We start from the raw sequence: 22,943 nt of genomic DNA, 5'->3' as shown, positions 1-22,943 counted from the left end.
GGCCACTAACATCCGGCCATGTTTCCAAGCCGGAGCGTTGCCTTGAAATCCGTCCTGCTCGCCCTGCTGCTCGCGGCCTCGCCGTCGCTCGCGGCCGCCACGCCTGCCGCCGCGTCCGGCGCCGATCAGCGCTTCCAGCAGATCTACGAGCGCGAATGGAAATGGCGGCAGGAACAGACCGGGCAGGCCGACGAGGACGGCGACGCCAGCGGCAACAGGACCCGCCTGCCCGACGTCGGCGCGCAGGCGCAGCAGGCGCGGCTGAAGGTCTGGGAGCAGGTGCTCGAGGATCTGGACGGCATCGATCCTTCGCAGTTGTCGGCGGAGAACCGCATCAACCTGGCCATCTACCGCCCGCAGGTGGAGAACCTGGCCGCCGGGGTGCGCCTGCGCGCCTACGAGATGCCGTTCAATTCGGATTCCTCGTTCTGGTCCAACCTGTCGTTCATGGCGCGCCGGCCGATGAACACGGCCGCCGACTACCGCGCCTACGCCGCGCGCCTGCGCGACGTGCCGCGCTATTTCGACCAGCAGATGGACAACATGCGCGCCGGCCTGAAGCGCGGCTTTTCCGTGCCGCGCGCGGTGCTGGACGGGCGCGACGTCTCGATCGCCACGGTCGCCCACCTGAAGGATCCCGAGCAGTCGAGCTTCTACGCGCCGTACCGCAGGCTGCCCGCCGGCATCCCGGCCGCCGAACAGGAGGCGCTGCGCGCCGAGGCGCGCGCGGCGATCAGCGATGCGCTGGTGCCGGCGTTCGGCAAGCTGCTGGCGTTCTTCCGCGAGGAATACGTGCCGCAGGCGCGCACCACCCTGGCCGCCGAGGCCATGCCCGACGGCAAGGCCTTCTATGCCCAGCAGATCCGCGAATACACCACGCTGGACCTGGGCGCCGAGGAGATCCACCGGATCGGCCTGGCCGAGGTGGCGCGCATCCGCGCCGGGATGCAGGAAGTCATCGCGCAAACGGGGTTCAAGGGCAGCTTCGCCGAGTTCCTGGCCTTCCTGCGCACCGACCCGCAGTTCTACGCCAGGACGCCCGATGAGCTGCTGCACCGCGCGGCGTGGATCTCCAAGCGCGTGGACGGGGTGATCGGCAGGTATTTCGATCCGCTGCCGCGCGGGCGCTTCACCATCGTCCCGGTGCCGGACGACATCGCGCCGTTCTGGACCGCCGGACGCGGCGGCATGGGCACCTACTGGCTCAACACCTACGACCTGCCCTCGCGGCCGCTGTACAACCTGCCCGCGCTGACCCTGCACGAGTCCGACCCGGGCCATTCGTTCCAGGCCGCGCTGGCGCGCGAGCAGGCCCAGCAGCCGGAGTTCCGCCGCAACAGCTACATTTCCGCCTATGGCGAGGGCTGGGGCCTGTACGTGGAGAAGCTCGGCGAGGAAATGGGCGTCTACGAGACGCCGTACGAGCACTTCGGCCGCCTGACCTACGAGATGTGGCGCGCGGCGCGGCTGGTCATCGACACCGGCGTGCACCACAAGGGCTGGAGCCGCGAGCAGGCGCTGGCGTTCCTGCGCGACAACACCGCGCTGTCCGAGCACGAGGTGACCACCGAGGTCGACCGCTACATCTCCTGGCCGGCGCAGGCGCTGAGCTACAAGCTGGGCGAAATCGCCATCGTGCGCCTGCGCGCCGAGGCCGAGGCCGCGCTGGGCGAGCGCTTCGACATCCGCGCCTTCCACAACGTGGTGCTGCGCCAGGGCTCGGTCACCCTGCCGGTGCTGGAAAGCCAGGTCCGCCAGTTCATCGCCGACAGCAAGGCCGCCGCCGCGCTCCCGGCCCGGGCCGCGCCCTGAAGCCGGGCGCTTCGCCCGGCTCCGGCTCCGCGTAGAGCCGGGCTTGCTCGGCTCCGACCATCCCGACGACCCGCCAGCGGAGCAAGCTCCGCTCTACAGACGCTCGGAGAACCGCCGGGGCGGCCCCTGTAGAGCCGAGCTTGCTCGGCTCCGCGACCATCCCGACAACCCACCAGCGGAGCAAGCTCCGCTCTACAGACGTATCGGCGCTCGGAGAACCGCCCGGGCGGCCCCTGTAGAGCCAAGCTTGCTCGGCTCCGCGACCATCCCGACGACCCGCCAGCGAAGCAAGCTCCGCTCTACGGACGCATCGGCGTCCGGAGAGCCGCCGGGACGGCCCCTGTAGAGCCGAGCTTGCTCGGCTCCGCGACCATCCCGAGGAACCACCAGCGGAGCAAGCTCCGCTCTACAGACGCATCGGCGCCCGGAGAGCCGCCAAGACGTCCCCTGTAGAGCCGAGCTTGCTCGGCTGCGTCCGCTGTACAAGTGTGGAAGAGTTCCCTCATCCGCCCCTTCGGGGCACCTTCTCCCGCAGGCGGGGGAAGGGAACGCGATATGCGGGCATCAGGGGCAGGAGGATAATCTTCTGGGGCTATAGGATTCCATTCGGAGGTTCCTTCTCCCGCCTGCGGGAGAAGGTGGCCGACAGGCCGGATGAGGGACGGCCGGAAGAGGTATGCCGAAAAGGAGGGAGGGAGTCCGGGCGATGGAAGTCCCGCAGCGAACCCTGGACGCATCCTTTTCCATCATTCGAACAGCGGCGGCTGTGTCATCGCTTCCTCCCGGTCGCGGAAGCCCGACACCCCCACGCCGACCAGCCGATACAGCGTATCCGCCGGCAGGTCGACGCGGTCGCGCAGCGCCAGCGCGATCGCGCGCAATTCCTCCTCCGAGGCCGGCGGCCGATCCGGCGTCAGGCTGCGGGTCAGCGTGCGGAACTGCGCGGTCTTCAACTTCAACACCACCGTGCGGCCAATGCGCTCGGTCCTGCGCGTGGCCTGCCAGGTCTTGCCGGCCAGCCGCGCGATCGCCTCGTCCAGCGCGTGCAGCGGCAGGTCGCGGGCGAAGGTGTCCTCGGAGGAAATCGACTGCACCGGCTGGTCCGGCTCCACCGGCCGCTCGTCGATGCCGCGCGCGCGCCGGTACAGGCTGCCGCCGAAGCTGCCGAACAGCCGCTCCAGTTCCTCGCGCGGCCACTGCCGCAGTTCGCCGACGCTGCGGATGCCGACTGCGTGCAGCTTCGACAGCATCACCTTGCCCACGCCGGGGATGCGCTCGACCGGCAGCGGCGTGAGGAAGGCCTCGACGCGGTGCGGCCGCAGCACGAACAGGCCGTCGGGCTTGCGCCAGTCCGAGGCGATCTTGGCCAGGAACTTGTTGGGCGCCACCCCGGCCGAGGCGGTCAGCGCGGTTTCCCCGCGGATCTGCGCGCGGATGGCCTCGGCGATCGCGGTGGCGGTGGGCAGGTCCGAGCGCGGCGCGGTGACGTCCAGGTAGGCCTCGTCCAGCGACAGCGGCTCGACCAGCTCGGTATGGCGCAGGAAGATCTCGCGCACCTGCCGCGACACCGCCTTGTAGCGCACGAAGTCCGGCGGCACGAACACCGCCTGCGGGCACAGCCGCTCGGCGCGCACCGCCGGCATCGCCGAGCGCACGCCGAACCTGCGCGCCTCATAGGAGGCCGCGCACACCACCGATCGCTCTCCGCGCCAGGCCACCACCACCGGCCGCCCGCGCAACGCGGGATCGTCGCGCTGCTCGACCGACGCGTAGAACGCGTCCATGTCGATGTGGATGATCTTGCGCGGTCGCGCAGTGGCGGTCGGATCCTGCATGCCGCCATGCTAGCGCCACTGGCGCAAGCCGGCGCGGGATGCGCCTAAGACGCGTGCGCGAGCAGGTAGCGGGTGATCTCGTCGGCCGGCAGCGGCCGGCTGTAGAGGAAGCCCTGCAGCAGGTCGCATTCCTGCGCGGCCAGCAGATCCCGCTGCAGCGTCGTCTCCACGCCTTCGGCCACCACTTCCAGGTCCAGCATGTGCGCCAGCGAGATGATGCCGGCGCACAGGTCGGCGCTGCGCGCGTCCTCCTCGATCTGCTCGATGAAGGAGCGATCCAGCTTGAGCGTGCTGACCGGCAGGTGCTTGAGGTAGGTCAGCGACGAATAGCCGGTGCCGAAGTCGTCGATGGCCAGGCGGATGCCCAGCGCCCGCAGCGCATCGAACTGGACGATGGCCTGCTCGGGATTGTCGATCATCACCGACTCGGTGACCTCCATCTCCAGCCGCCCCTGCGCCTCGGGGTGGCGCTGCAGGCAGGCGGCCACGTGCGTGACCAGCGCCGGGCTGGCCAAGTGCTGCGCCGAGACGTTGACCGCCACGACGGTATCGCCCAGCCCCAGCCTGCTCCAGGCCACCAGTTGCCCGCAGGCCTGTTCGATGACCCACTCCTCCAGCCCGGCGATCAGGCCCAGTTGCTCGGTCAGCGGGATGAACACCGCCGGCGAGACCATGCCGTGCGCCGGGCGCTGCCAGCGCAGCAAGGCCTCGACGCCGGCGATGCCGCCGTCGGCGCTGCGCACCTTGGGCTGGTAATGCAGCATGAACTGCCGCGCTGCCACCGCCGCGCGCAGATCGCGTTCCAGTTCCGCGCGCGCGCTGATCGCCGCGCCCAGTTCGGGCGAGTAGAAGTGGCATTGATCGTGGCCGCGATCCTTGGCGTGGTGCATCGCCGACTCGGCGTTGTGCAGCAGGGTGGCGGGATCGCGGCCATCGGCGGGGTACAGGCTGATGCCCACGCTGGCGGTCAGGTGCAGTTGCCGCTCGCCGACGAAGAACGGCCTGGCCATGCTCCGGCGCAGCGATTCGGCCACGCCGGCGGCGTCGCCGGGGGATTCGATGCGGGTGAGGATGCAGGCGAACACGTCGCCGGACAGCCGCGCGATGGCGCCGGTGCCCAGGTCGGGGCCGATGCCGCGCATCCGTTCGGCCACCTCGCGCAGGATGCGGTCGCCGACCTCGTGCCCGAGGCTGCCGTTGATCATCTTGAAGCGATCCAGCCCCAGCATCACCACCGCCAGCGGGCGTCCGTGCACGGCGGCGCATTGCAGCGAGACCGCAAGCTCGGCCTCGAAGTGGCTGCGGTTGCCCAGGCCGGTCAGGCCATCGATGGTGCGCTCGTGCTCGAGCGAGCGCCGCAGTTCGAGCAGCTCGGTGATCTCCGAGGAGAAGCCGACCAGCTTGTCCGGCTGCCCGGGCACCTTCATCGGGATCTTGATCGACCAGAAATAGCGCTGCTCGCCGTCGGCATCCAGCACCACTTCCTGACGCGCGATCCGCCGGCCGGTGTTCAGCACCTCGGCATCCATCTCCATGAACTGGTTGGCCACCTCGGCCGGATGCAATTCGTGATCGGTGTGGCCGATGATCTCGCGCGGCGGCCGGTTGTAGAGACCGGCCACCTTGTCGTTGACGTATTCGTAGCGGCCCTGGTGATCCTTCAGGTAGACGTGGGCGTCGATGCTGGACAGGATCGTCGCCATCAGCTTGTTGCGCACCCAGTTGTCCGCCACCGTGCCCGGGCGCCTGGCGAGGTCGATGGAGAAGCCATAAAGCCCGACGATGCGGCCGCTTTCGCGCAGCGGCGCCTTGATGGTCCACAACCGGCGACTGGTGCCATCGGCCAGGCTGATGACCTCCTCTTCCGAGATCACCGCGCCTTCCTGCAGCACGCGCCGCTCCTGCTCGCCCTGCAACCTGTCCGGATGGATGAAGCGGCTGCGCGGCTGGCCGACGATCTGGTCGCGCGGCACGCCGAACAGCTCGCACACCGCCCGGTTGGCGTAGAGGTAATGGCCGTTCGCGTCCTTGATATGGACGTAGATGTCGAGCGCATCCAGCAGCGATGCGGCGTCCATACCTTGCAGTACCGATGATTCCGTCATCGCTTCTCCCTGCGGGAAGGCATCCTTCCCGGCGAATCCTTTCCATCCCCAGTACGCATGACAGCGTTGGACACGCGGGTCCTGCCCCCCATGCGTTCGTTCCAGGCATTCGGTTCCGCCGATGTTTTACCATCTTTTCCGCACGGCTTGCGCAAGCCGCATGCCCGCGCGGCGAGGCAACTTCACTGCGTAAGCATCGTCGCAGGCCCTCCACGCGAGGAAACGAATGCCGCATTACGTCCTGGACGCGCATGGATCGTCTTCAGGGCATGTCGCTTCCTTCGCAGCATGCCAACGGCGCAACGCAGGGAACATCAATCCGCCTGCCATCATGGCATTCAAGGACGAACCGGTTGCCGCGGCGGCAAGATCAGTGCGGCGTCGGCAGGATCCGCAACGGCGGGATTTCCCGCCGGTCCACTGCGGGACGCGCCGCGCCGTTCGCCGTCACCGGTATGTCTCCGACCAAGGCCGCCTGTGTTGACGGGTAAAAAAGTTGCATCTCGAAACGACCACAAGCAGCTGATTGTCCGTCAGTAGGGCTCTGGGGAATAAGGGAAAGCTCTATCCTGAAGCTATCGACAGCCCGATCAGCGCCGGAAACAGAGTTCTATCTTCATAGGGCGCCCCCCTGGTTTGGAAGGGCTTGGCGCCCCCCTCACAAAAAGCCGGACATCTAAGGCAGGCACGTGCCGCCGATAACTATTCCTTTAATATCAAAGCGCTACTGGATTTAACGCCAGCGCTCAAAGTCGCACGTTAAAGCCGCCACAAGCTGTGCATTGACCTGACCCACCCCCAATCGCAGGCCAGCTGATCGTGGAGCAGGCCTCCGTGGGTGCCCAGGGTGGACGAGAGGTGATCCAGACTATCGCCCGCCGAACTGGCAACACGGGGACGTCGACGGCCCATGAGCTTGGCCGAGCCAAGACCATAGTGGAAGCGCTGGGCTGGGCCTACCTGCCGCCTAGCGCAGGAAGCCACATCAAGCGGCGTCGACTGGCGGTTGAGCCCAAGCTGGCCGCTGCCTAATCCGTTGTCTCCCGCGGCAAGCCAAGCCACAATCGGGGCGATTGGGGGACAGCCATGCCATCTCGCGCCAGCCTGACTTTCGACCACGCCATCCAAGATGCGGTGGACCTGGTCAACCATTTCGACAAGCTCAACACCCAGCCACCGCCACCCGAGAACGAAGTCCTGAAGCGGGCAAGCCTTGTCATGGCGCTGGCTGCACTCGAAACCTACTTCCAAGACCTGCTGGTCGAGGCCGTCGACGCATTGTGCGGCGGCGACTCCGCTCAGACCCGCTTCATGCGCGACAGCCTGGCCAACGATCTGAAGTACTTCCACACGCCCAGCGCCGACCGGGTCCGTCCGCTGTTTCAGAAGTACCTCGGGCTGGATATAACTGACAGCTGGAAGTGGAACATGATGGAGCCGAGCGGCGCGAGGAACGAGCTAAACAAGCTTGCGAAGAAGCGAGGCGCCATCGCGCATCGCTCGGGGCGGCCTGCCAATGGTGTGCCTGCCGAGCACGCGGTCTCCCGCGACGATCTTAGGCGCCACATCCATTTCATCCGTAGGCTGGTCGTGGCTACGGACGCGGTACTAGCCGAGCCAGGCTAAGAGAGTCATCTTTCTGCCACTCGGCCTTTTTCATCTTGAGAGGGCTTCCAGGATTGACTGTAGGTCCGTCAATGCGTCAGTAAACCCGTCTGCTGCTTCGGCGACGCCCCCCCGGACACTGAAACTGGGGAGACGTCGCCAGCTCAGTGGCACGATGAGTCACGGGTGGCTCCGGCCAGCTGCTTCAGATGGAGGATCGGCAGTAGCGAATGAGCAAAGTGTTATGCCGCCAAGTAAAAGTGTGCACATGACCGCCGAGTTTGACGAACGTTCCGAATTGCACCAGCAAGCGGATGGGCAAACGCAGCCTGCATTCTCTTGGTCAGACGCGGACCTGATGCGATTCCTCGCCGCCGCTTGGGGCCAAGAGTTGTCCTCCAACATTCAGGTGATCGGCCGGCTAAGTCAGACCGAAGGAACGTCGTTCGGGTTCCTCAAAGACCTCCATCACCCTGTGACAGGAATCGGGCTTCCGGCACCCACCAGCAGTTCCAAGGTTCTGCAGGGGATATTCGTCCCGCCTGGGGAGTTCCAGCGTGTCAATCAAGGCCTGGGTGCTACGAAGTACGCGATCGCTTCCGTGGAGCTCTCGCCATTGCCTCGGCGTCGGGAACGCGATGATCCCCTAGCCTGCGCGGTCCGCGCCGGCACACTGACTCCGCTGACCTCGATTCCTTCCAGTTGGGGCGTTTACGGAATCGCGACAGAGTCCGCTGCGCTGATTACGGAGACGGCCCGCGAACTGATCGAGAGGCGGCTGCAAGAGGAAACCTCAGAAGCCGAGAACGAACTCGCTGTAATTAGATCAAAGCTCGGGGAGGCGCACTCAGAGCATGTCCGACTCGGCCGGGAGCTGAAGGACATCCAGAGTGAGATAAAGGATGCAGAGGGCCGCATCAGTGCGCTCGAAACAGACGAGGCTGAGGGGAGAAAGGCGTTGGAAACCAAGTTGCGAGAACTTGAATCCCTTCTCAAGGAGAAGGGTGATCGAATGGTGGCGTTGAGGCTGATTGAGGATGCAGACCTCGAGAAGTTGTTCCCATCAAATGTTGAAGCCCCTGGCCGCAAAGGGCATGCCTTCCAGACGGCACTGGACGGGGACATGAATCGGCTAGCGAGTTATGTACAGGCGTACTTGTGGCAGAAAGGCATGCACTTCAGCCGCGCGCAGCTTCTCGATTTCATCACACTGCTGCGTACGAATGACCTGATCATCTTGGGCGGTGACTCGGGCTCCGGCAAGACGAGCTTGGTCAAATCGGTGGCCGACGCGATTGGCGGAAAATGCAAAGTCGTGCCGGTTAAGCCCAACTGGACTAGCTCCGAGGACCTGCTCGGGTACTACAACCCGATCGAAGGTCGTTATCACCCCACGCAGTTCCTGCTCGCACTTCTGGAGGCTGCGCGCGAGCCGGATGTGCCTCACTTCATCTGCCTCGACGAGATGAATCTTGCACGCGTCGAGTACTACTTCGCCGACTTCCTGAGCCTGCTCGAAACCCGTGGAGCCGAACCCTGGATCCACCTGTATGCCTCGGTCGAAGAGCGCCAGACCGCAGTAGACAATCGACTTTTCCTGAGATTGGAACAAGAGGCTGAGACCGCGCCGGCCTACCCCCTGACGCTTCGCTTGAAGACATCCTCTTCAACGACCAGGCAAGTCTTGAATTGCGCAGATTGGCTGGATTCCAGGAATCCGAAACGATCTTGGCGCACCACGCCAAGCTCAGGCGGTCGCTGGCAGGATTGGTGGAGATTCCCCCAACGTTCCGATTCCCACGCAATATCTGGATTGTCGGTGCCATCAATGTGGATGAGACAACGCACTACCTCTCACCGAAGATTCTGGATCGCGCCCATGTCATGCGATTCAGGAATCCGGTACTGGTGGACTGGGAGTCCATTGAGGACGAAGTCGAGAAGTTCGATATCGACTTGATCCATCCGGTCATTCTTCGAGCTGAAGACATCGGCAGCAGGGCACCGTATCCCAACTTTGACCGGCAGGATCCACTCGTATCGTTGCTGACCAATCTGTCCCGTCTGTACCTCGATCCTTTGGGCGTCGAATTTGGACTTCGTGCAATCCGACAGTCGCTGAACTATCTAAACAAGGCCAAGGACGCCGGCTTAAACAGGCAGTGGGCCCTCAACAACATCGTCCTGCACAAAATCTTGCCAAAAATGGTTATTGAACTGGACAAGAGCACGGCCACCGGGGCAAAGCGGCGCGATCTGCTGGCTGGATTTAGGGGGGTCTTGGAAGGGGAGCTGAAAGATCTGGACAAGGCTCTGGTTACAGAATCCGCAATCGACAGTCTTGATGATCTGATTGCACGCGCTGAGGGGAATCACGGAATCGCCAACTTCTGGGCACGTTGATGCAACCGGGATTTGAGGTCCGATACCTTCGTATCGAGTGGCAAACGGACGGGGTCGCCAGGAAGATTGAAGCAGCGCCGACGCCCTTGGCGGTGGAACGGTCCGATGACGGAGTGTTCACGGTCGAATCCACGATCTTCAATGATTCCTATCCGTGGCTAGGTATTCGCGTTAATGCGCATCCGGAAATCGTGCCCACTCTGGTGACGGCTTCTGGAACCGAGACTCAGCTACTTCGCGTGAAGGATCCCCGCGACGGTAGTCTCTGGTGCATCAGCTGTGATGAGTGGGACAGTTCGAAACAGCAGCATTTCAGCGAGTTGCGACGGAGCGCGGGAACCTATAGGTTTCAGATCGGGAATGAAGGTCTAGTTGTACAGAACTACATTTCAGGCTCTGGCGAGAGCGACGTGCAAGCGTATGTGGATGATTTCCGGGGAAACCTGCTCTGGATGATCATGAATGACGATGCTGGTGCGATCGCCGCTGGCAGCGGGGTAGCAAACGGAGCGCAGCTTGCAACGATACTGGAGGCCTTTCACACGGCGTCGCGGAAGGTTCTCTCTGCGCCCTTAGTCGCCGTGAACGAAAGACGCCGGAGCTCGCCTGTCTCGAAGGTACGCGCCACCGCTGAGACGTTTCGGGAGATTGCGCAGAACCCTTCTGCCCGGCGACTAACGGGGAGGATTTTCGATGAATCTGCCAACACGGCGGAGAATCGTTACCTGCGGCACATTCTTGGTCTCGTCATTGATTGGACGAGGGCATGGTTCATGGCGTCATCGCGACAAGCCACTTTCCTCGATGAGTTGGCAGTCCGCGAATCTGAGCGCGCGCAGTATAGTAAGAATTTAACGCGCCGGGCCGTTGATCCAGATGTGTTCGACAGTCAGACGGCCGACATCACTCGAAGGATCGAGGCGCTGACAAGCTACCGCAACGGAACGAACGATCTCAAGCCGCGACAGAAAAGCTTTCCTATTAGCCTCGGGAAAAGGTTTCGCGATGATCATGCTTTTTTCTACGATCGACTAAGCGACGCCGGACCAACGGATCAGAACGTTGACTTTCGCATAGTTGTTTTCCCTGAGGATGTTTTCAATATCATTCAGTCGGCGATGCATTTTTGTAGCGAGTTGGTGATCAAGGGAACTGCCATCTCTTGCGTGAAATCGACCAAGAATGGCAAGAATTACCGTGAGCTTACTTTCGCTACGGTCTCTTCCATATCACCCCGCGTCGATGTTATAGCGCAACGAGCAGCCAAACGGCTACAGCTAAGAAATGCAGAATGGATGGTCCCTCTATCTTCCGCAGAGAAGCAGGAGACCAGGCGAGAGGCGAGGAGTGCGGAGTTGCGCGCGAAGCGAGCGCTTGATAAGCGCGAAGCCATGAGTTCATCAATTGATTCGCTGCGCAGCACAGTTGCGAAGCTTGCGAGCGTCGATGATGCGTTTCGCCAGATGGGAGTCGCCTGCGCTGACGCTTTTCCTACAGGAATGACCTTTGTTGCCAATCCTGCATACGCCGCCAGCCTGGCGTCCTTCAAGATGGCCGCCGACTTATTCAAGCGCATGGGCTTTGATCCAACTCTTCTCGATGGCTTGGAGAAAGTTGGAATCCTCCATGCAAGCGACATCTACGAGAAGTGGTGCCTACTGAAGATCTTTGCTCTGCTCATAGAAGATTTCAGATTCACTCCTGAGAACGGCTGGGCGGAGCGGTTGGTAGGAGTGTCTATTGCCGGCGAACGCAATGTGGTGTTCGGATTTCGCCGAGATGATATTGGGGTCGAGGTTCTGGTGGCCTATCAGTTCGAAACCCGAGAGGGTCGCCGGCCGGATTTCGTTGTTCGAATCCTTGATGCTCGCGCCAGGAGCGAAAGTTGTCTGGGCGGACTGGTTCTGGACGCCAAGTTTCGTAGTACCTGGGGAATCCAAGGGCCCCGTCACGTGCTGGATGAGCTTGTCCGGATAAAGGGCTATGGTGATGTCGCAGGTTTGGAAAAGGTCTTTATCCTTCAGCCGCGGAATGGGACGGTGACGCCCTCAATGTCTCCCCTCGAATGGGGCCGCCACTGCGACTATGGAGCGACGAAATCCCATGCCGAGGGCTGGATACAAGTTGGCTTTGATTCGTCTGGCATTACGTCGACCGATCACCTAAAGCGCCTCTTGGTCATGGTGTTTCAAAGCACCCTCCCTGATCCAGAGAGGGTGCCTGGTGGGACACTGGCCGCGCGCAGCTTTTGTCTTGGCTGTGGGGAAGCGCATCACTCGGAGTCTATCCGGTCCAAGGCAACCAAGGGTGGCGCAACGAGCTGGCTACTTGACTGCGCACAGTGTGGTGTATGGACGGTCAGGACGCATTGCTACAGCTGCAAAGCACCGTTGTTCAAGAACGGTACGCGATGGACCTACCATGAGACGTTGGCGGCCCAGGTTACGAACGTGGTCTGTCCCCAGTGCGGATCATATTTTAATTCTTCGTTCGATCGTGACGATTAAGGCGGCCTCCGCTTTAGGGCCAAACCTCTCTCTAAATCGGCGATACGCCCCTTTATTGAATGCAACTGGAAGTGGCACCGCATTGATCCCTGCCCTCCTTTTACCGACCATGAGTTATGTGTCGGCACCAACGTCCTGCCTAGCAGCCAGCCTAATGATTTCTGAGAGCGAGAACTTCGATATCGCCGAATGGTCGTTCCCATCAAGGATAGATATGGGCGATCGCCGGATTAGATTCCAAAGCGTCTCGGCTACGATTCGGCTACCGACGCTCCCCAAGCACATCCCATTCGGTCCAGCCGGGTCGCCCGCCTCGCAAAGCACGTAGAACCATAGCGGCGTTGCATCTGCGAAAGGTTCGACCAAAGCCTTCAGCTCTCTAGTCGGCAGCGTATCGATCAAAGCTGCACCCTGTAGCGGCGCAAGGTCCATCAAGCGCGCTACAGCCTGACCAGTTGGCAGTCCGAGCAGGTAGCCACGCAGGAGGTTCCGCATCGCGAGCTTGGGCGCGAGTTGCTGTACCTGAGTGTAATGACCCAGTGATTTCCTGCTCAGGTGCTACCTTTTGACGGAGAGCACGATGAGCCAAGTGATGGACGAAGAGATCAAGCGATGGACGGCCCGGCGGAAGTCGGCGCTGGTGCTGGAAATCATCCAGGGCAAGACGACGGTGGCCGAGGCCAGCCGGCAGTTCGACCTGACCCCATCAGAAGTCGAGGGTTGGGTCGAGGAAGGCAAGCGCGGGATGGAGAACGCCCTGCGGGCGAAGCCCGAGGACGTTCGGGAGCAGTACGAGCGGCAGCTCAAGGACCTGCAGGAAGCTTACGGCGAGGCGATGCTGGAGCTGCGCGCTCGAAAAAAATTGGCGTCCCTGTTGGGCAAGGACGAGACCTGATGGTCTCGATCCAGCAGGGACTGCGGGAGGACGGCTTCGAGGTCTCGATGGTGAAGCTGTGCCGGTGGTTCGGCGTGGCGCGCAGGACGGTGTACTACCGACCGACCAAGGCACCGCCGACGGTGCGGCCGGAGTTGGCCGAGCCGATCAAGGCGCTGATCGAGGAAGAGCCATCGTTCGGCTACCGGACGGTGGCGGGCCTCCTGGACATGAACAAGAACACGGTGCAGCGGATCTTCCAACTGATGGGCTGGCAGGTTCGCAAACGGGCCGTGGGTGCTCGTCCACGGATCCAGGCGCTGCCGTCGGTGGCGCAGGCCCCGGACGAACGTTGGGCGACCGACCTGTGTCGGATCTGGGGTGGTCGGGATGGCTGGCTCACCCTGGCCCTGGTGATCGACTGCTACACCCGGCAGCTGCTGGGCTGGCAACTCTCGCGCAGCGGCAAGGCCAGCACCGCGGCCGCGGCGCTGGAGCAGGCGTTGATCGCCCGGTTCGGGACCTTGGGCCGGGTGCAGGCGCCATTCCTGCTGCGCTCGGACAATGGCCTGGTCTTTACCAGTCGCAACTACACGCGGCTGGTGCGCGGCTACGGCCTGCAGCAGGAGTTCATCACCCCGCACTGCCCGCAGCAGAACGGGATGGTCGAGCGCCTCATCCGAACGTTGAAGGAGCAGTGCGCGCATCGCCACCGCTTCGAAACCCAGCAACACGCCATGCGCGTGATCGGCGATTGGATCCAGTTCTACAACCACCGGCGCCCCCACCAGGCGCTGGGCATGAAGACACCCGCCGAGGCTTATGCCTTAGCAGCCTGACCTGTGCAGGAACCGCTGGGTCATTACATGAGAGCATCCCGGCGCCGGATGACGACGCCGCAATGCCAATCCAAGAGGCCACGATTCATTGCGGCCGCTCCCCTAAAACCATCAGGACACAATCCAACAACTGGGCGCTACCTGGCCCCGGGGGATAGAACGTTAATCGATCAGAATAGAAATTTATTATCTGAAATAGCACTTTATTACTTGAGATAGGACTTTTTTACTTCTACACAGCCTGCAAGGCAGGCCGCCGCAAACTATTCCACCGTCACGCTCTTGGCCAGGTTGCGCGGCTTGTCCACGTCGGTGCCGCGCGCCAGCGCGGTGTGGTAGGCCAGCAGCTGCACCGGGATGGTGTGGACGATCGGGCTGAGCACGCCGACGTGGCGCGGGGTGCGGATGACGTGCACACCCTCGGACTCGCTGAAGTTGCTGTCCTGGTCGGTGAACACGAACAGCTCGCCGCCGCGCGCGCGCACTTCCTGCATGTTGGACTTCACCTTCTCCAGCAGCCTGTCGTTGGGCGCGATGACGACCACCGGCATGTCGGCGTCGACCAGCGCCAGCGGGCCGTGCTTGAGCTCGCCGGCCGGGTAGGCCTCGGCGTGGATGTAGGAGATTTCCTTGAGCTTCAACGCGCCTTCCAGCGCGATCGGGTAGTGCAGCCCGCGGCCGAGGAACAGCGCGTCGGACTTGGGCGCGAACTTCTCCGCCCACAGCGCGATCTGCGGCTCCAGGTTCAGCGCGTGCTGCACGCTGCCGGGCAGGTAGCGCAGTTCCTCCAGGTAGCCGGCTTCCGCCTCGGCATCGATGCGGCCATGCAGCTTGCCCAGCACCACGGTGAGTTGGAACAGCGCGGCGAGCTGGGTGGTGAAGGCCTTGGTCGAGGCCACGCCGATCTCGGCGCCGGCGCGGGTGTAGCAGACCAGGTCGCTGGCGCGCGGGATGGCGCTCTCGGGCACGTTGCAGATCGACAGCGCGTACTGATGGCCCAGCGACTTGGCGTACTTGAGCGCCTCCATCGTGTCCAGGGTCTCGCCGGACTGGGAGATGGTGACGATCAGGTGCTTCGGGTTGGCGTGCGCGGCGCGGTAGCGGTATTCGCTGGCGATCTCGACGCTGCACGGCAGGCCGGCGATGGCCTCGATCCAATAGCGCGCGGTCATGCCGGCGTAGTAGCTGGTGCCGCAGGCGAGGATCTGCACGCCCTCGATCTCCTTCAGCACGGCCTCGGCGCCGGCGCCGAACAGTTCCGGCACGAAGCCGCCGTCGATGGCCGCCTCGATGGTGTCGGCCAGTGCGCGCGGCTGCTCGTGGATCTCCTTCTGCATGAAGTGGCGGTACGGCCCCAGCTCCAGCGAGGCCAGCGACACGTCGGACACGTGCACCTCGCGCTCGACCGGCGCGTCGTCGCCGTCGAACACGCGCACCGCGGCGCGGGTGACCTCGGCGGTGTCGCCCTCCTCCAGGAAGATCACCCGGCGCGTGGCCTGCACGATCGCCGACACGTCGGAGGCGACGAAGTTCTCGCCCTCGCCCAGGCCGATCAGCAGCGGGCAGCCCATCCGCGCGCACACCAGCCGCTCCGGTTCCTGCCGGCTGACCACCGCCAGCGCGTAGGCGCCGGTCAGCTGCTTGACCGTGCGCTGCAGCGCGACCAGCAGGTCCATGCCCTGCTGCAGGTGGTGGTGCATCAGGTGGGCGATGACCTCGGTGTCGGTCTGCGATTCGAACACGTAGCCGAGCGCGCGCAGCTTCTCGCGCTGCTCCTCGTGGTTCTCGATGATGCCGTTGTGGACCAGCGCCACGCCGTGGCTGATGTGCGGGTGCGCGTTGGCCTCGGTGACGCCGCCGTGGGTGGCCCAGCGGGTGTGGCCGATGCCGAGCGTGGCGTTGAAGCCTTCGGCATGCGCGGCGCCCTCCATCTCCGCCACCCGGCCGGTGCGGCGCACGCGGCGCACGTCGCGCGCGTCCACCACCGCGATGCCGGCCGAATCGTAGCCGCGGTATTCCAGGCGCTTGAGGCCTTCGATCAGGACGGGAACCACATCGCGATCGGCGATCGCACCCACAATGCCGCACATAGGCTTCGGTGACCTCGGTTGGAGAAGTTCGATTGTACGTGTCCGCGGCGGACAGCCGGTGTCCGCAAGCTGTCCGCGGACACCCGGACAGGCTTCAGGCACCCTGCGACCCCTTGCGAATCATCGACTTGCGATTGGCACGCAATCTGCTTCGAAGGCGTGACCCTCCTCTTAACGCATGCCATCGATGATTCGGGACACCTCCGCGCAAGACCGGCCGCTGTCCACGCCCGTCGCTTCGGCCAGCAGAAGGCGCTGGCTTGTCCTGGCCGCCGTCGCGCTGGCCGTGCTGGCCGGCATCGCCTTCGTCGCCCGCGGCTGGCTGTCGGGTAGCCAGTCCTTCGACGCCGGCCGCGTGCGCATCGCCGAGGTCAAGCGCGGCGACCTGGTCCGCGACATCGCCGCCGACGGCCGCGTGATCGCCGCCAACAGCCCGACCCTGTACGCCATCGCCGGCGGCGTGGTGACGCTGAAGGTGGTGGCCGGCGACAAGGTGGAAGAAGGCCAGGTGCTGGCCGAGATCGACAGTCCCGAACTGCGCAGCAAGCTGGCGCAGGAGCAGACCACGCTGGCCAGCCTGGAGGCCGAGGCCAGCCGCGCCACCCTCGATGCCGCGGTCACCCGCGCGCAGGCGCGCAAGCTGCTGGACCAGGCCGAGATCGATCGCACCGCCGCGCAGCGCGACCTGGAGCGCTACCGCCGCGGTTTCGAGGCCGGCGCGGTGCCGCAGATCGACATGATGCGGGCCGAGGACGGGCTGAAGAAGGCCGAGATCGGCCTGGCCCACGCGCGCAACGACGCCAGCCTGCAGGACCGGGGCGCCGGGCTGGACGCGCGCAACAAGCAGTTGCTGGCGCAGCGCCAGCGCGCGGTGGTGGCCGAGGTGCAGCGGCAGGTCGATGCGTTGAGCCTGCGCGCGCCGTTCGACGGCCAGGTCGGCCAGGTGCAGGCCAGCCAGCGTACCAACCTGGCGATCAACGCGCCGGTGCTGAGCGTGGTGGACCTGTCGGTGTTCGAGGTCGAGATCAAGGTGCCGGAAAGCTTCGCCCGCGATCTCGCCATCGGCATGCCGGCTACGCTGACCAGCAGCGGCAATCCCTACGACGGCGAGATCTCGGCGGTGTCGCCGGAAGTGGTCAACGGCGAGGTCAACGCGCGCATCCGCTTCACCGGCGAGCAGCCGCCGGGCCTGCGCCAGAACCAGCGCCTGTCGGCGCGGATCATGATGGACACGCGCCGCGACGTGCTGATGGTCGAGCGCGGCCCGTTCGTCGAGCAGGGCAACGGCCGCCATGCCTACGTCATGGACGGCCGCTCGGCAGTGCGCCGCCCGGTGCGGCTGGGCGTCAGCAGCCTCAGCGCGGTCGAGGTGCTGGAAGGCCTGAAGCCCGGCGACCGCGTCGTCGTCTCCGGCAGCGACCAGTTCGGCGATGCCGAGCGGGTAACTGTCAATTGAGGAGTGAGCGGAGAGGAGTGAGGAGTGAGTACTTGGCGGGAAGTCTAAAGGTACTGCTTGGCTCCGCTCTTGCTCACTTCTCACTCCTCTCCGCTCACTCCTAGCCCCAAAAGGACCCCGTCATGCTCGAAATGCGCCAGGTATCCAAGGTCTACCGCACCGAACAGGTCGAAACGCATGCGCTGCGCTCGCTGGACCTGCACGTCCGCGAGGGCGAGTTCGTCGCCGTCACCGGTCCCTCGGGTTCGGGCAAGACCACCTTCCTCAACATCGCCGGGCTGCTGGAGACCTTCACCGGCGGGCAGTTCCTGCTCGACGGCCAGGACGTCAGCGGCCTGGGCGACGACGCGCGCTCGCGCCTGCGCAACCAGAAGATCGGCTTCATCTTCCAGGGCTTCAACCTGATTCCCGATCTCAACCTGTTCGACAACGTGGACGTGCCGCTGCGCTACCGCGGCATGCCGGCGGCCGAGCGCAGGCGCCGCATCGAGGAGGCGCTGGCGCGGGTGGGGCTGGGTTCGCGGATGAAGCACTTCCCGGCCGAGCTTTCCGGCGGCCAGCAGCAGCGCACCGCGATCGCGCGCGCGCTGGCCGGCAGCCCGCGCCTGCTGCTGGCGGACGAGCCCACCGGCAACCTCGACTCGCAGATGGCGCGCGGGGTGATGGAACTGCTGGAGGAGATCAACCGCCAGGGCACCACCATCGTCATGGTCACCCACGACCCGGAACTGGCCGCGCGCGCGCAGCGCAACGTGCACATCGTCGACGGCGCGGCCACCGACCTGTCGGTGGAGCCGGCGCTGATCCGCGCATCGCACGCCGGCGCCACCGACTCCGCCTCCACCGCCGCGTAAGGGGAACGCCATGCTCGGCTACTACTTCAACCTCGCCCTGCGCAGCTTCAAGCGCAACAAGGCGCTGACCGCGCTGATGGTGCTGGCCATCGCGCTGGGCATCGGCGCCAGCATGACCACGCTGACGGTGTTCTACGTGCTGTCCGGCGATCCCATCCCGCACAAGAGCGGAAAACTGTTCTATCCGCAAATCGAGCCGCGCTCGATGAGCGGCTTCACCCCCGGCGACGATCCCTCGGTCCAGATGACCCGCTTCGACGCCGAAGCGATGCTGCGCGATGCCAAGGGCGATCGACAGGCGCTGATGAGCGGAGGCGCCGTCGCCGTGGAATCGGAAGATGGCAGGGTCGATGCCTTCGTAGCCGATTCGCGCTACCCCACGGCCGACTTCTTCCCGATGTTCGACGTGCCTTTCCGCTACGGCAGTGGCTGGAACGCCGCCGATGACGATGCGCGTGCGCGCGTGGCGGTCATCTCCAGCGCGCTGAACGACAAGCTGTTCGACGGCGCCGACAGCGTGGGCCGCACCCTGCAGGTTTCCGGCCATGCCTTTCGCATCGTCGGGGTGATGGAGCAGTGGCGGCCCACGCCCAGGTTCTACGACATCACCAACGACATCTTCGCCGAAGTCGAGCAGGTCTTCGTGCCCTTCTGGACCTCGCGCGAACTGCGGCTTGGCGCGCGTGGCGACATAAACTGCTGGGGTGATTCCGGCGCCGAGGAGGAAGGGTCGCTGAGTCCCAACGCGCCCTGCGCCTGGCTGCAGTACTGGGTCGAACTGGACTCCCCGGAGAAGGTCGCGGCATACCGGCAATACCTGGTCAACTATTCCGACCAGCAGCGCGCCGCCGGGCGTTTCGAGCGGCCGACCAACGTGCGCCTGCACAGCGTGATGGAGTGGCTGGACGAGAACAACGCCGTCCCTGGCGACGTGCGCCTGCAGGTCTGGCTGGCATTCGGCTTCCTGGCCGTATGCCTGCTCAACACCGTCGGCCTGCTGCTGGCCAAGTTCCTGGGCCGATCCTCGCAGATCGGCGTGCGCCGCGCGCTCGGCGCCACCCGCGGCGCCATCTTCGCCCAGTGCCTGGTCGAAGCCGGGACCGTGGGGCTGGTCGGCGGCGTACTCGGCCTGGCGCTGGCCTGGCTCGGGCTGTGGGCCGTGCGCCGGCAGCCGGCCGATTACGTCGAACTGGCGCACATGGATCTGCGGATGCTGCTGATGACCTTCGCCCTGGCGATCGTGGCCAGCCTGCTGGCCGGCCTGCTGCCGGCCTGGCGGGCGATGCAGGTCACGCCCGCGATCCAGCTCAAGAGCCAGTAGATCGGAGCGCTGCGCAAATCCTGTAGAGCGGAGCTTGCTCCGCTACACGCCAAGCAGCGGAGCAAGCTCCGCTCTACAACGGGCGGAGTGAATGCCGCCCCACGAATCCGGAGACGTCATGGACATCCGCCCCATTCTTTCCACCCTGGCCCGCCACAAGACCGCCGCCGCATTGATCGTGCTCGAAGTGGCGCTGTCCTGCGCGATCATCTGCAACGCGGTCTTCCTGATCAGCAATCGCGTGGACCGGATGCAGCGCCCTACCGGCATGGCCGACAACGAGATCGTCCGCATCAACATCGGCGGCATCGGCAGGAACGAGAACCCCGATGCGCTGGCCAAGCAGGACGTGGCCAGCCTGCGCGCCATCCCGGGCGTGAAGTTCGCCAACAGCATCAACCACGTGCCGTTCGACAACTCTTCGTGGAACAGTTCGATCAGCCTGCAACCGCAACAGCCGATGCCCAACCTCAGTGCCAGCGTCTATTTCGGCGAAGGCATCGTCGATACGTTCGGACTGCGGCTGGTGGAAGGCCGCGACTTCACCCCGGACGAGTACCAGAACTGGACCGCGCTCGACGAAACCGGCGCCACGCGGAACATTCCTTCGGTCATCCTGAGCCGCGACGTGGCCAACCGGCTGTTCCCCGGCGAGAGCGCGATTGGCAGGAACATTTATGCCTGGAACAGCAACGATCTGCCGCATCGCGTGGTCGGCGTGGTGGATAGGCTGATCCGCACCAGCGAGGGCGATCCGGCCGAAGCCGGCTACACGATAATCCTGCCTATCCGCGATCTGACTCATGGCCGCTTCGTCCTGCGCACGGATCCGCAGCGCCGCGACGAGGTGCTGAAGGCCGCCGTCGCGGCGCTGGAGAAGAACAGCAGCCGTCGGCTCATCCTGCGCCAGGGATCCTTCACCGACGTCATCAACGACTACTATCGCCAGGATCGCGCGATGGCCTGGCTGCTGGTGGCGGTGATCGTCTCGCTGCTGGTGGTGACCGCGCTGGGCATCGTCGGCCTGGCCAGCTTCTGGGTGCAGCAGCGCACCAAGCAGATCGGCATCCGCCGCGCGCTGGGCGCGACCCGCGGGCAGATCCTGCGCTATTTCCAGATCGAGAACTTCCTGCTGGCCAGCATCGGCATCGTCATCGGCATGGTGCTGGCCTACGCCATCAACCAGATGCTGATGGGCCGCTACGAACTGCCGCGCCTGCCACTGATCTACCTGCCCGTCGGCGCGGCGCTGCTGTGGCTGCTGGGACAGGTCGCCGTGTATGGCCCGGCGCGCAAGGCGGCCTCGGTGCCGCCGGCGGTGGCGACGCGGTCGGCGTAGACTTGGAGGGGCTAGGGGCTAGGGGCTAGCGGTTAGTGGTGGTGGTTGGAACCAGAGGGAGGCTAGGGATTGGCTGCGTTCAAGAGTTATCAAGATCTAAAGGTCTGGCAGGATGCGGTCTCGCTGGTCGAATCGGTTTATCGCATCACTTCCGGATTTCCGGCGGAAGATCGCTTTGGGCTGACCTCGCAGATCCGCCGCGCCGCAGTGTCCGTGCCTTCGAATATTGCCGAAGGCCATGCACGCTCAAGCGCACGTGATTTCATGCGGCACTTGGCCATCAGCCGAGGATCCCTTGCCGAACTGGAAACCCAGATCCTGATTGCTCATCGCATCGGTTATCTATCAGCAGACCATATGGAAGAACTTGCATCCGACTGCGACCAGATAGGAAAAATGCTTCGTGGCCTGCTCAAGTCACTCAACACAAAAGTCCTCCCTCCCCCTGCTCACCAGTCTCCTCGTCCCTAGCCCCCTAGCCCCTAACCTCTAGCCTCTAGCCCCTAACCTCTAGCCCCTAGCCCCTAGCCTCTAGCCCCTAGCTCCTAGCCCATGCCCCTCGTCCTCGTCATCGACGACAACCCCGCCGTCAGCACCGCGCTGGAAGTGCTGTTCTCGCTCAACGACATCGACACGCTGCATGCCGAATCGCCGGAAGCCGGGCTGGCGCTGCTGCGGGAACATGCGGTGGATCTGGTGATCCAGGACATGAACTTCACCGCCGACACCACCTCCGGAACCGAGGGCGAGGCGCTGTTCGCGGCCATCCGCGAACGCCATCCGGATCTGCCGGTGATCCTGCTGACCGCGTGGACGCACCTGGAAAGCGCGATCAACCTGATCAAGGCCGGCGCGGTCGACTACCTCGCCAAGCCCTGGGACGACCGCAAGCTGCTGGCCACGGTCAACAACCTGCTGGAACTGGCCGAGGCGCGCGCCGAGCTGGAGCGCCGGCGCGCGCGCGAGCGCCGCAGCCGCGACGCGCTGGCGCAGCGTTACGATCTGCGCGGCTTCGTATTCGAGGACCCGGCCAGCGAGCGCGTGGTCGCGCTGGCCTGCCAGGTGGCGCGTTCGGATCTGCCGGTGCTGATCACCGGTCCCAACGGCGCGGGCAAGGAGCGCATCGCCGAGATCGTCCAGGCCAACTCGGCGCTCAGGCGCGGTCCGTTCATCACCCTCAACTGCGGTGCGCTGCCGTCGGAGCTGATCGAGGCCGAGCTTTTCGGCGCCGACGCCGGCGCCTACACCGGTGCCAACAAGGCGCGCGAGGGCAAGTTCGAGGCGGCCGACGGCGGCACGCTGTTCCTCGACGAGATCGGCAACCTGCCGCTGGCCGGGCAGATGAAGCTGCTGCGCGTGCTGGAGACCGGCCGCTTCGAGCGGCTCGGCTCCAACCGTGAGCGCCAGGTCGGCGTGCGCGTGATCAGCGCGACCAACGCCGACCTGCCGGCGATGATCCGCGAGGGCACGTTCCGCGAAGATCTCTATTACCGCCTCAACGCCATCGAGCTGAACCTGCCGCCGCTGGCCGAGCGCCCGGGCGACATCCTGCCGCTGGCCGAGCACTTCCGCCCCGCCGACAAGCCGCTGGCCGAGAGCGCGCGCCATGCGCTGCTGCGCCACGCCTGGCCCGGCAACGTGCGCGAGCTGCGCAACGTCGTCCAGCGCGCCGGCCTGCTGGCGCAGGGCGATCGCATCGAGGCGGCCGATCTCAACCTGCCGCGGCCGGCGCCGGCCAGGCCGGCCGGCAACGCCGAGGAACCGGATCGCGCCGCCATCGAGGCCGCGCTGTCGAAGGCGCATGGCGTGATCGCACAGGCCGCCGCCGACCTCGGCCTGAGCCGGCAGGCGCTGTACCGGCGCATGGACCGCTACGGCATCAAGCATCCGTGAGTAGTTGCCG

At 64.8% G+C, this 22,943-nt stretch carries 16 protein-coding genes; 13 read left to right on the top strand and 3 right to left on the bottom strand.

The features are described from left to right. Positions 1-18: 18 nt before the first annotated feature. Positions 19-1,812: a DUF885 domain-containing protein gene (locus AAG688_RS02230; RefSeq protein ID WP_411833743.1), complete on the top strand. Its 1,794-nt coding sequence runs from the start codon at positions 19-21 to the stop codon at positions 1,810-1,812. A gap of 746 nt (positions 1,813-2,558) precedes the next feature. Here the strand turns inward: AAG688_RS02230 and dinB are convergent. Both dinB and AAG688_RS02220 read right to left on the bottom strand, forming a co-directional pair. Continuing rightward, positions 2,559-3,647, bottom strand: a complete 1,089-nt coding sequence (gene dinB / locus AAG688_RS02225) for a DNA polymerase IV (protein WP_411833742.1) — start codon at positions 3,645-3,647, stop codon at positions 2,559-2,561. A 44-nt stretch (positions 3,648-3,691) separates the two neighbouring features. After that, positions 3,692-5,752, bottom strand: a complete 2,061-nt coding sequence (locus AAG688_RS02220; RefSeq protein WP_411833741.1) for a putative bifunctional diguanylate cyclase/phosphodiesterase — start codon at positions 5,750-5,752, stop codon at positions 3,692-3,694. A 1,086-nt stretch (positions 5,753-6,838) separates the two neighbouring features. Between AAG688_RS02220 and AAG688_RS02215 the strand changes: the two genes are divergently transcribed. The 6 genes from AAG688_RS02215 to AAG688_RS02190 all read left to right on the top strand — a co-directional run bounded on the left by AAG688_RS02215 (position 6,839) and on the right by AAG688_RS02190 (position 13,980). Continuing rightward, on the top strand, positions 6,839-7,378 hold the full coding sequence (locus AAG688_RS02215) for a HEPN domain-containing protein (protein ID WP_411833740.1): 540 nt from the start codon (positions 6,839-6,841) through the stop codon (positions 7,376-7,378). Between the two features lie 247 nt (positions 7,379-7,625). Beyond that, positions 7,626-9,317, top strand: a complete 1,692-nt coding sequence (locus AAG688_RS02210) for an McrB family protein (protein ID WP_411833739.1) — start codon at positions 7,626-7,628, stop codon at positions 9,315-9,317. After that, positions 9,266-9,760, top strand: a complete 495-nt coding sequence (locus AAG688_RS02205; protein WP_411833738.1) for a hypothetical protein — start codon at positions 9,266-9,268, stop codon at positions 9,758-9,760. The genes AAG688_RS02210 and AAG688_RS02205 overlap by 52 nt, the downstream gene beginning before the upstream one ends. A 113-nt stretch (positions 9,761-9,873) precedes the next feature. Next, the gene (locus tag AAG688_RS02200) at positions 9,874-12,267 is read left to right on the top strand and encodes a hypothetical protein (RefSeq protein ID WP_411833737.1); all 2,394 of its coding nucleotides are present in this window, start codon (positions 9,874-9,876) and stop codon (positions 12,265-12,267) included. A 580-nt stretch (positions 12,268-12,847) separates the two neighbouring features. Further along, entirely contained in the window at positions 12,848-13,162 is a 315-nt protein-coding gene (locus AAG688_RS02195; RefSeq protein WP_411833340.1) for a DUF1153 domain-containing protein, read from the top strand. Further along, entirely contained in the window at positions 13,162-13,980 is an 819-nt protein-coding gene (locus AAG688_RS02190; protein ID WP_411833735.1) for an IS3 family transposase, read from the top strand. The genes AAG688_RS02195 and AAG688_RS02190 overlap by 1 nt, the downstream gene beginning before the upstream one ends. Before the next feature lie 263 nt (positions 13,981-14,243). Here the strand turns inward: AAG688_RS02190 and glmS are convergent, their stop codons facing one another. Further along, on the bottom strand, positions 14,244-16,070 hold the full coding sequence (glmS, locus tag AAG688_RS02185; protein ID WP_411833734.1) for a glutamine--fructose-6-phosphate transaminase (isomerizing): 1,827 nt from the start codon (positions 16,068-16,070) through the stop codon (positions 14,244-14,246). 187 nt (positions 16,071-16,257) lie between these two features. On the opposite strand from glmS, the gene AAG688_RS02180 reads away from it, so the two are divergent. From AAG688_RS02180 to AAG688_RS02155, 6 genes are all read left to right on the top strand, one after another. Next, complete coding sequence (locus AAG688_RS02180; RefSeq protein ID WP_411833733.1) at positions 16,258-17,526, top strand: efflux RND transporter periplasmic adaptor subunit; 1,269 nt, start codon at positions 16,258-16,260, stop codon at positions 17,524-17,526. A 122-nt stretch (positions 17,527-17,648) separates the two neighbouring features. Beyond that, positions 17,649-18,380, top strand: a complete 732-nt coding sequence (locus AAG688_RS02175) for an ABC transporter ATP-binding protein (protein ID WP_411833732.1) — start codon at positions 17,649-17,651, stop codon at positions 18,378-18,380. A 10-nt stretch (positions 18,381-18,390) separates the two neighbouring features. Continuing rightward, positions 18,391-19,701 (top strand): ABC transporter permease, encoded by a 1,311-nt coding sequence (locus AAG688_RS02170; protein ID WP_411833731.1) that lies wholly within the window; start codon positions 18,391-18,393, stop codon positions 19,699-19,701. A gap of 118 nt (positions 19,702-19,819) precedes the next feature. Beyond that, positions 19,820-21,040 (top strand): ABC transporter permease, encoded by a 1,221-nt coding sequence (locus AAG688_RS02165; RefSeq protein ID WP_411833730.1) that lies wholly within the window; start codon positions 19,820-19,822, stop codon positions 21,038-21,040. A gap of 69 nt (positions 21,041-21,109) precedes the next feature. Beyond that, on the top strand, positions 21,110-21,511 hold the full coding sequence (locus tag AAG688_RS02160) for a four helix bundle protein (RefSeq protein WP_411833729.1): 402 nt from the start codon (positions 21,110-21,112) through the stop codon (positions 21,509-21,511). An 81-nt stretch (positions 21,512-21,592) separates the two neighbouring features. Then, positions 21,593-22,933 (top strand): sigma-54-dependent transcriptional regulator, encoded by a 1,341-nt coding sequence (locus tag AAG688_RS02155; protein WP_411833728.1) that lies wholly within the window; start codon positions 21,593-21,595, stop codon positions 22,931-22,933. Positions 22,934-22,943: the final 10 nt, after the last annotated feature.

This window comes from Pseudoxanthomonas mexicana (genome assembly GCF_046736355.1).
Taxonomy (GTDB): Bacteria; Pseudomonadota; Gammaproteobacteria; order Xanthomonadales; family Xanthomonadaceae; genus Pseudoxanthomonas_A; species Pseudoxanthomonas_A mexicana_B.
Note: the sequence above shows the minus strand (reverse complement) of the source record. Positions and strands in the feature narration are given on the sequence as shown.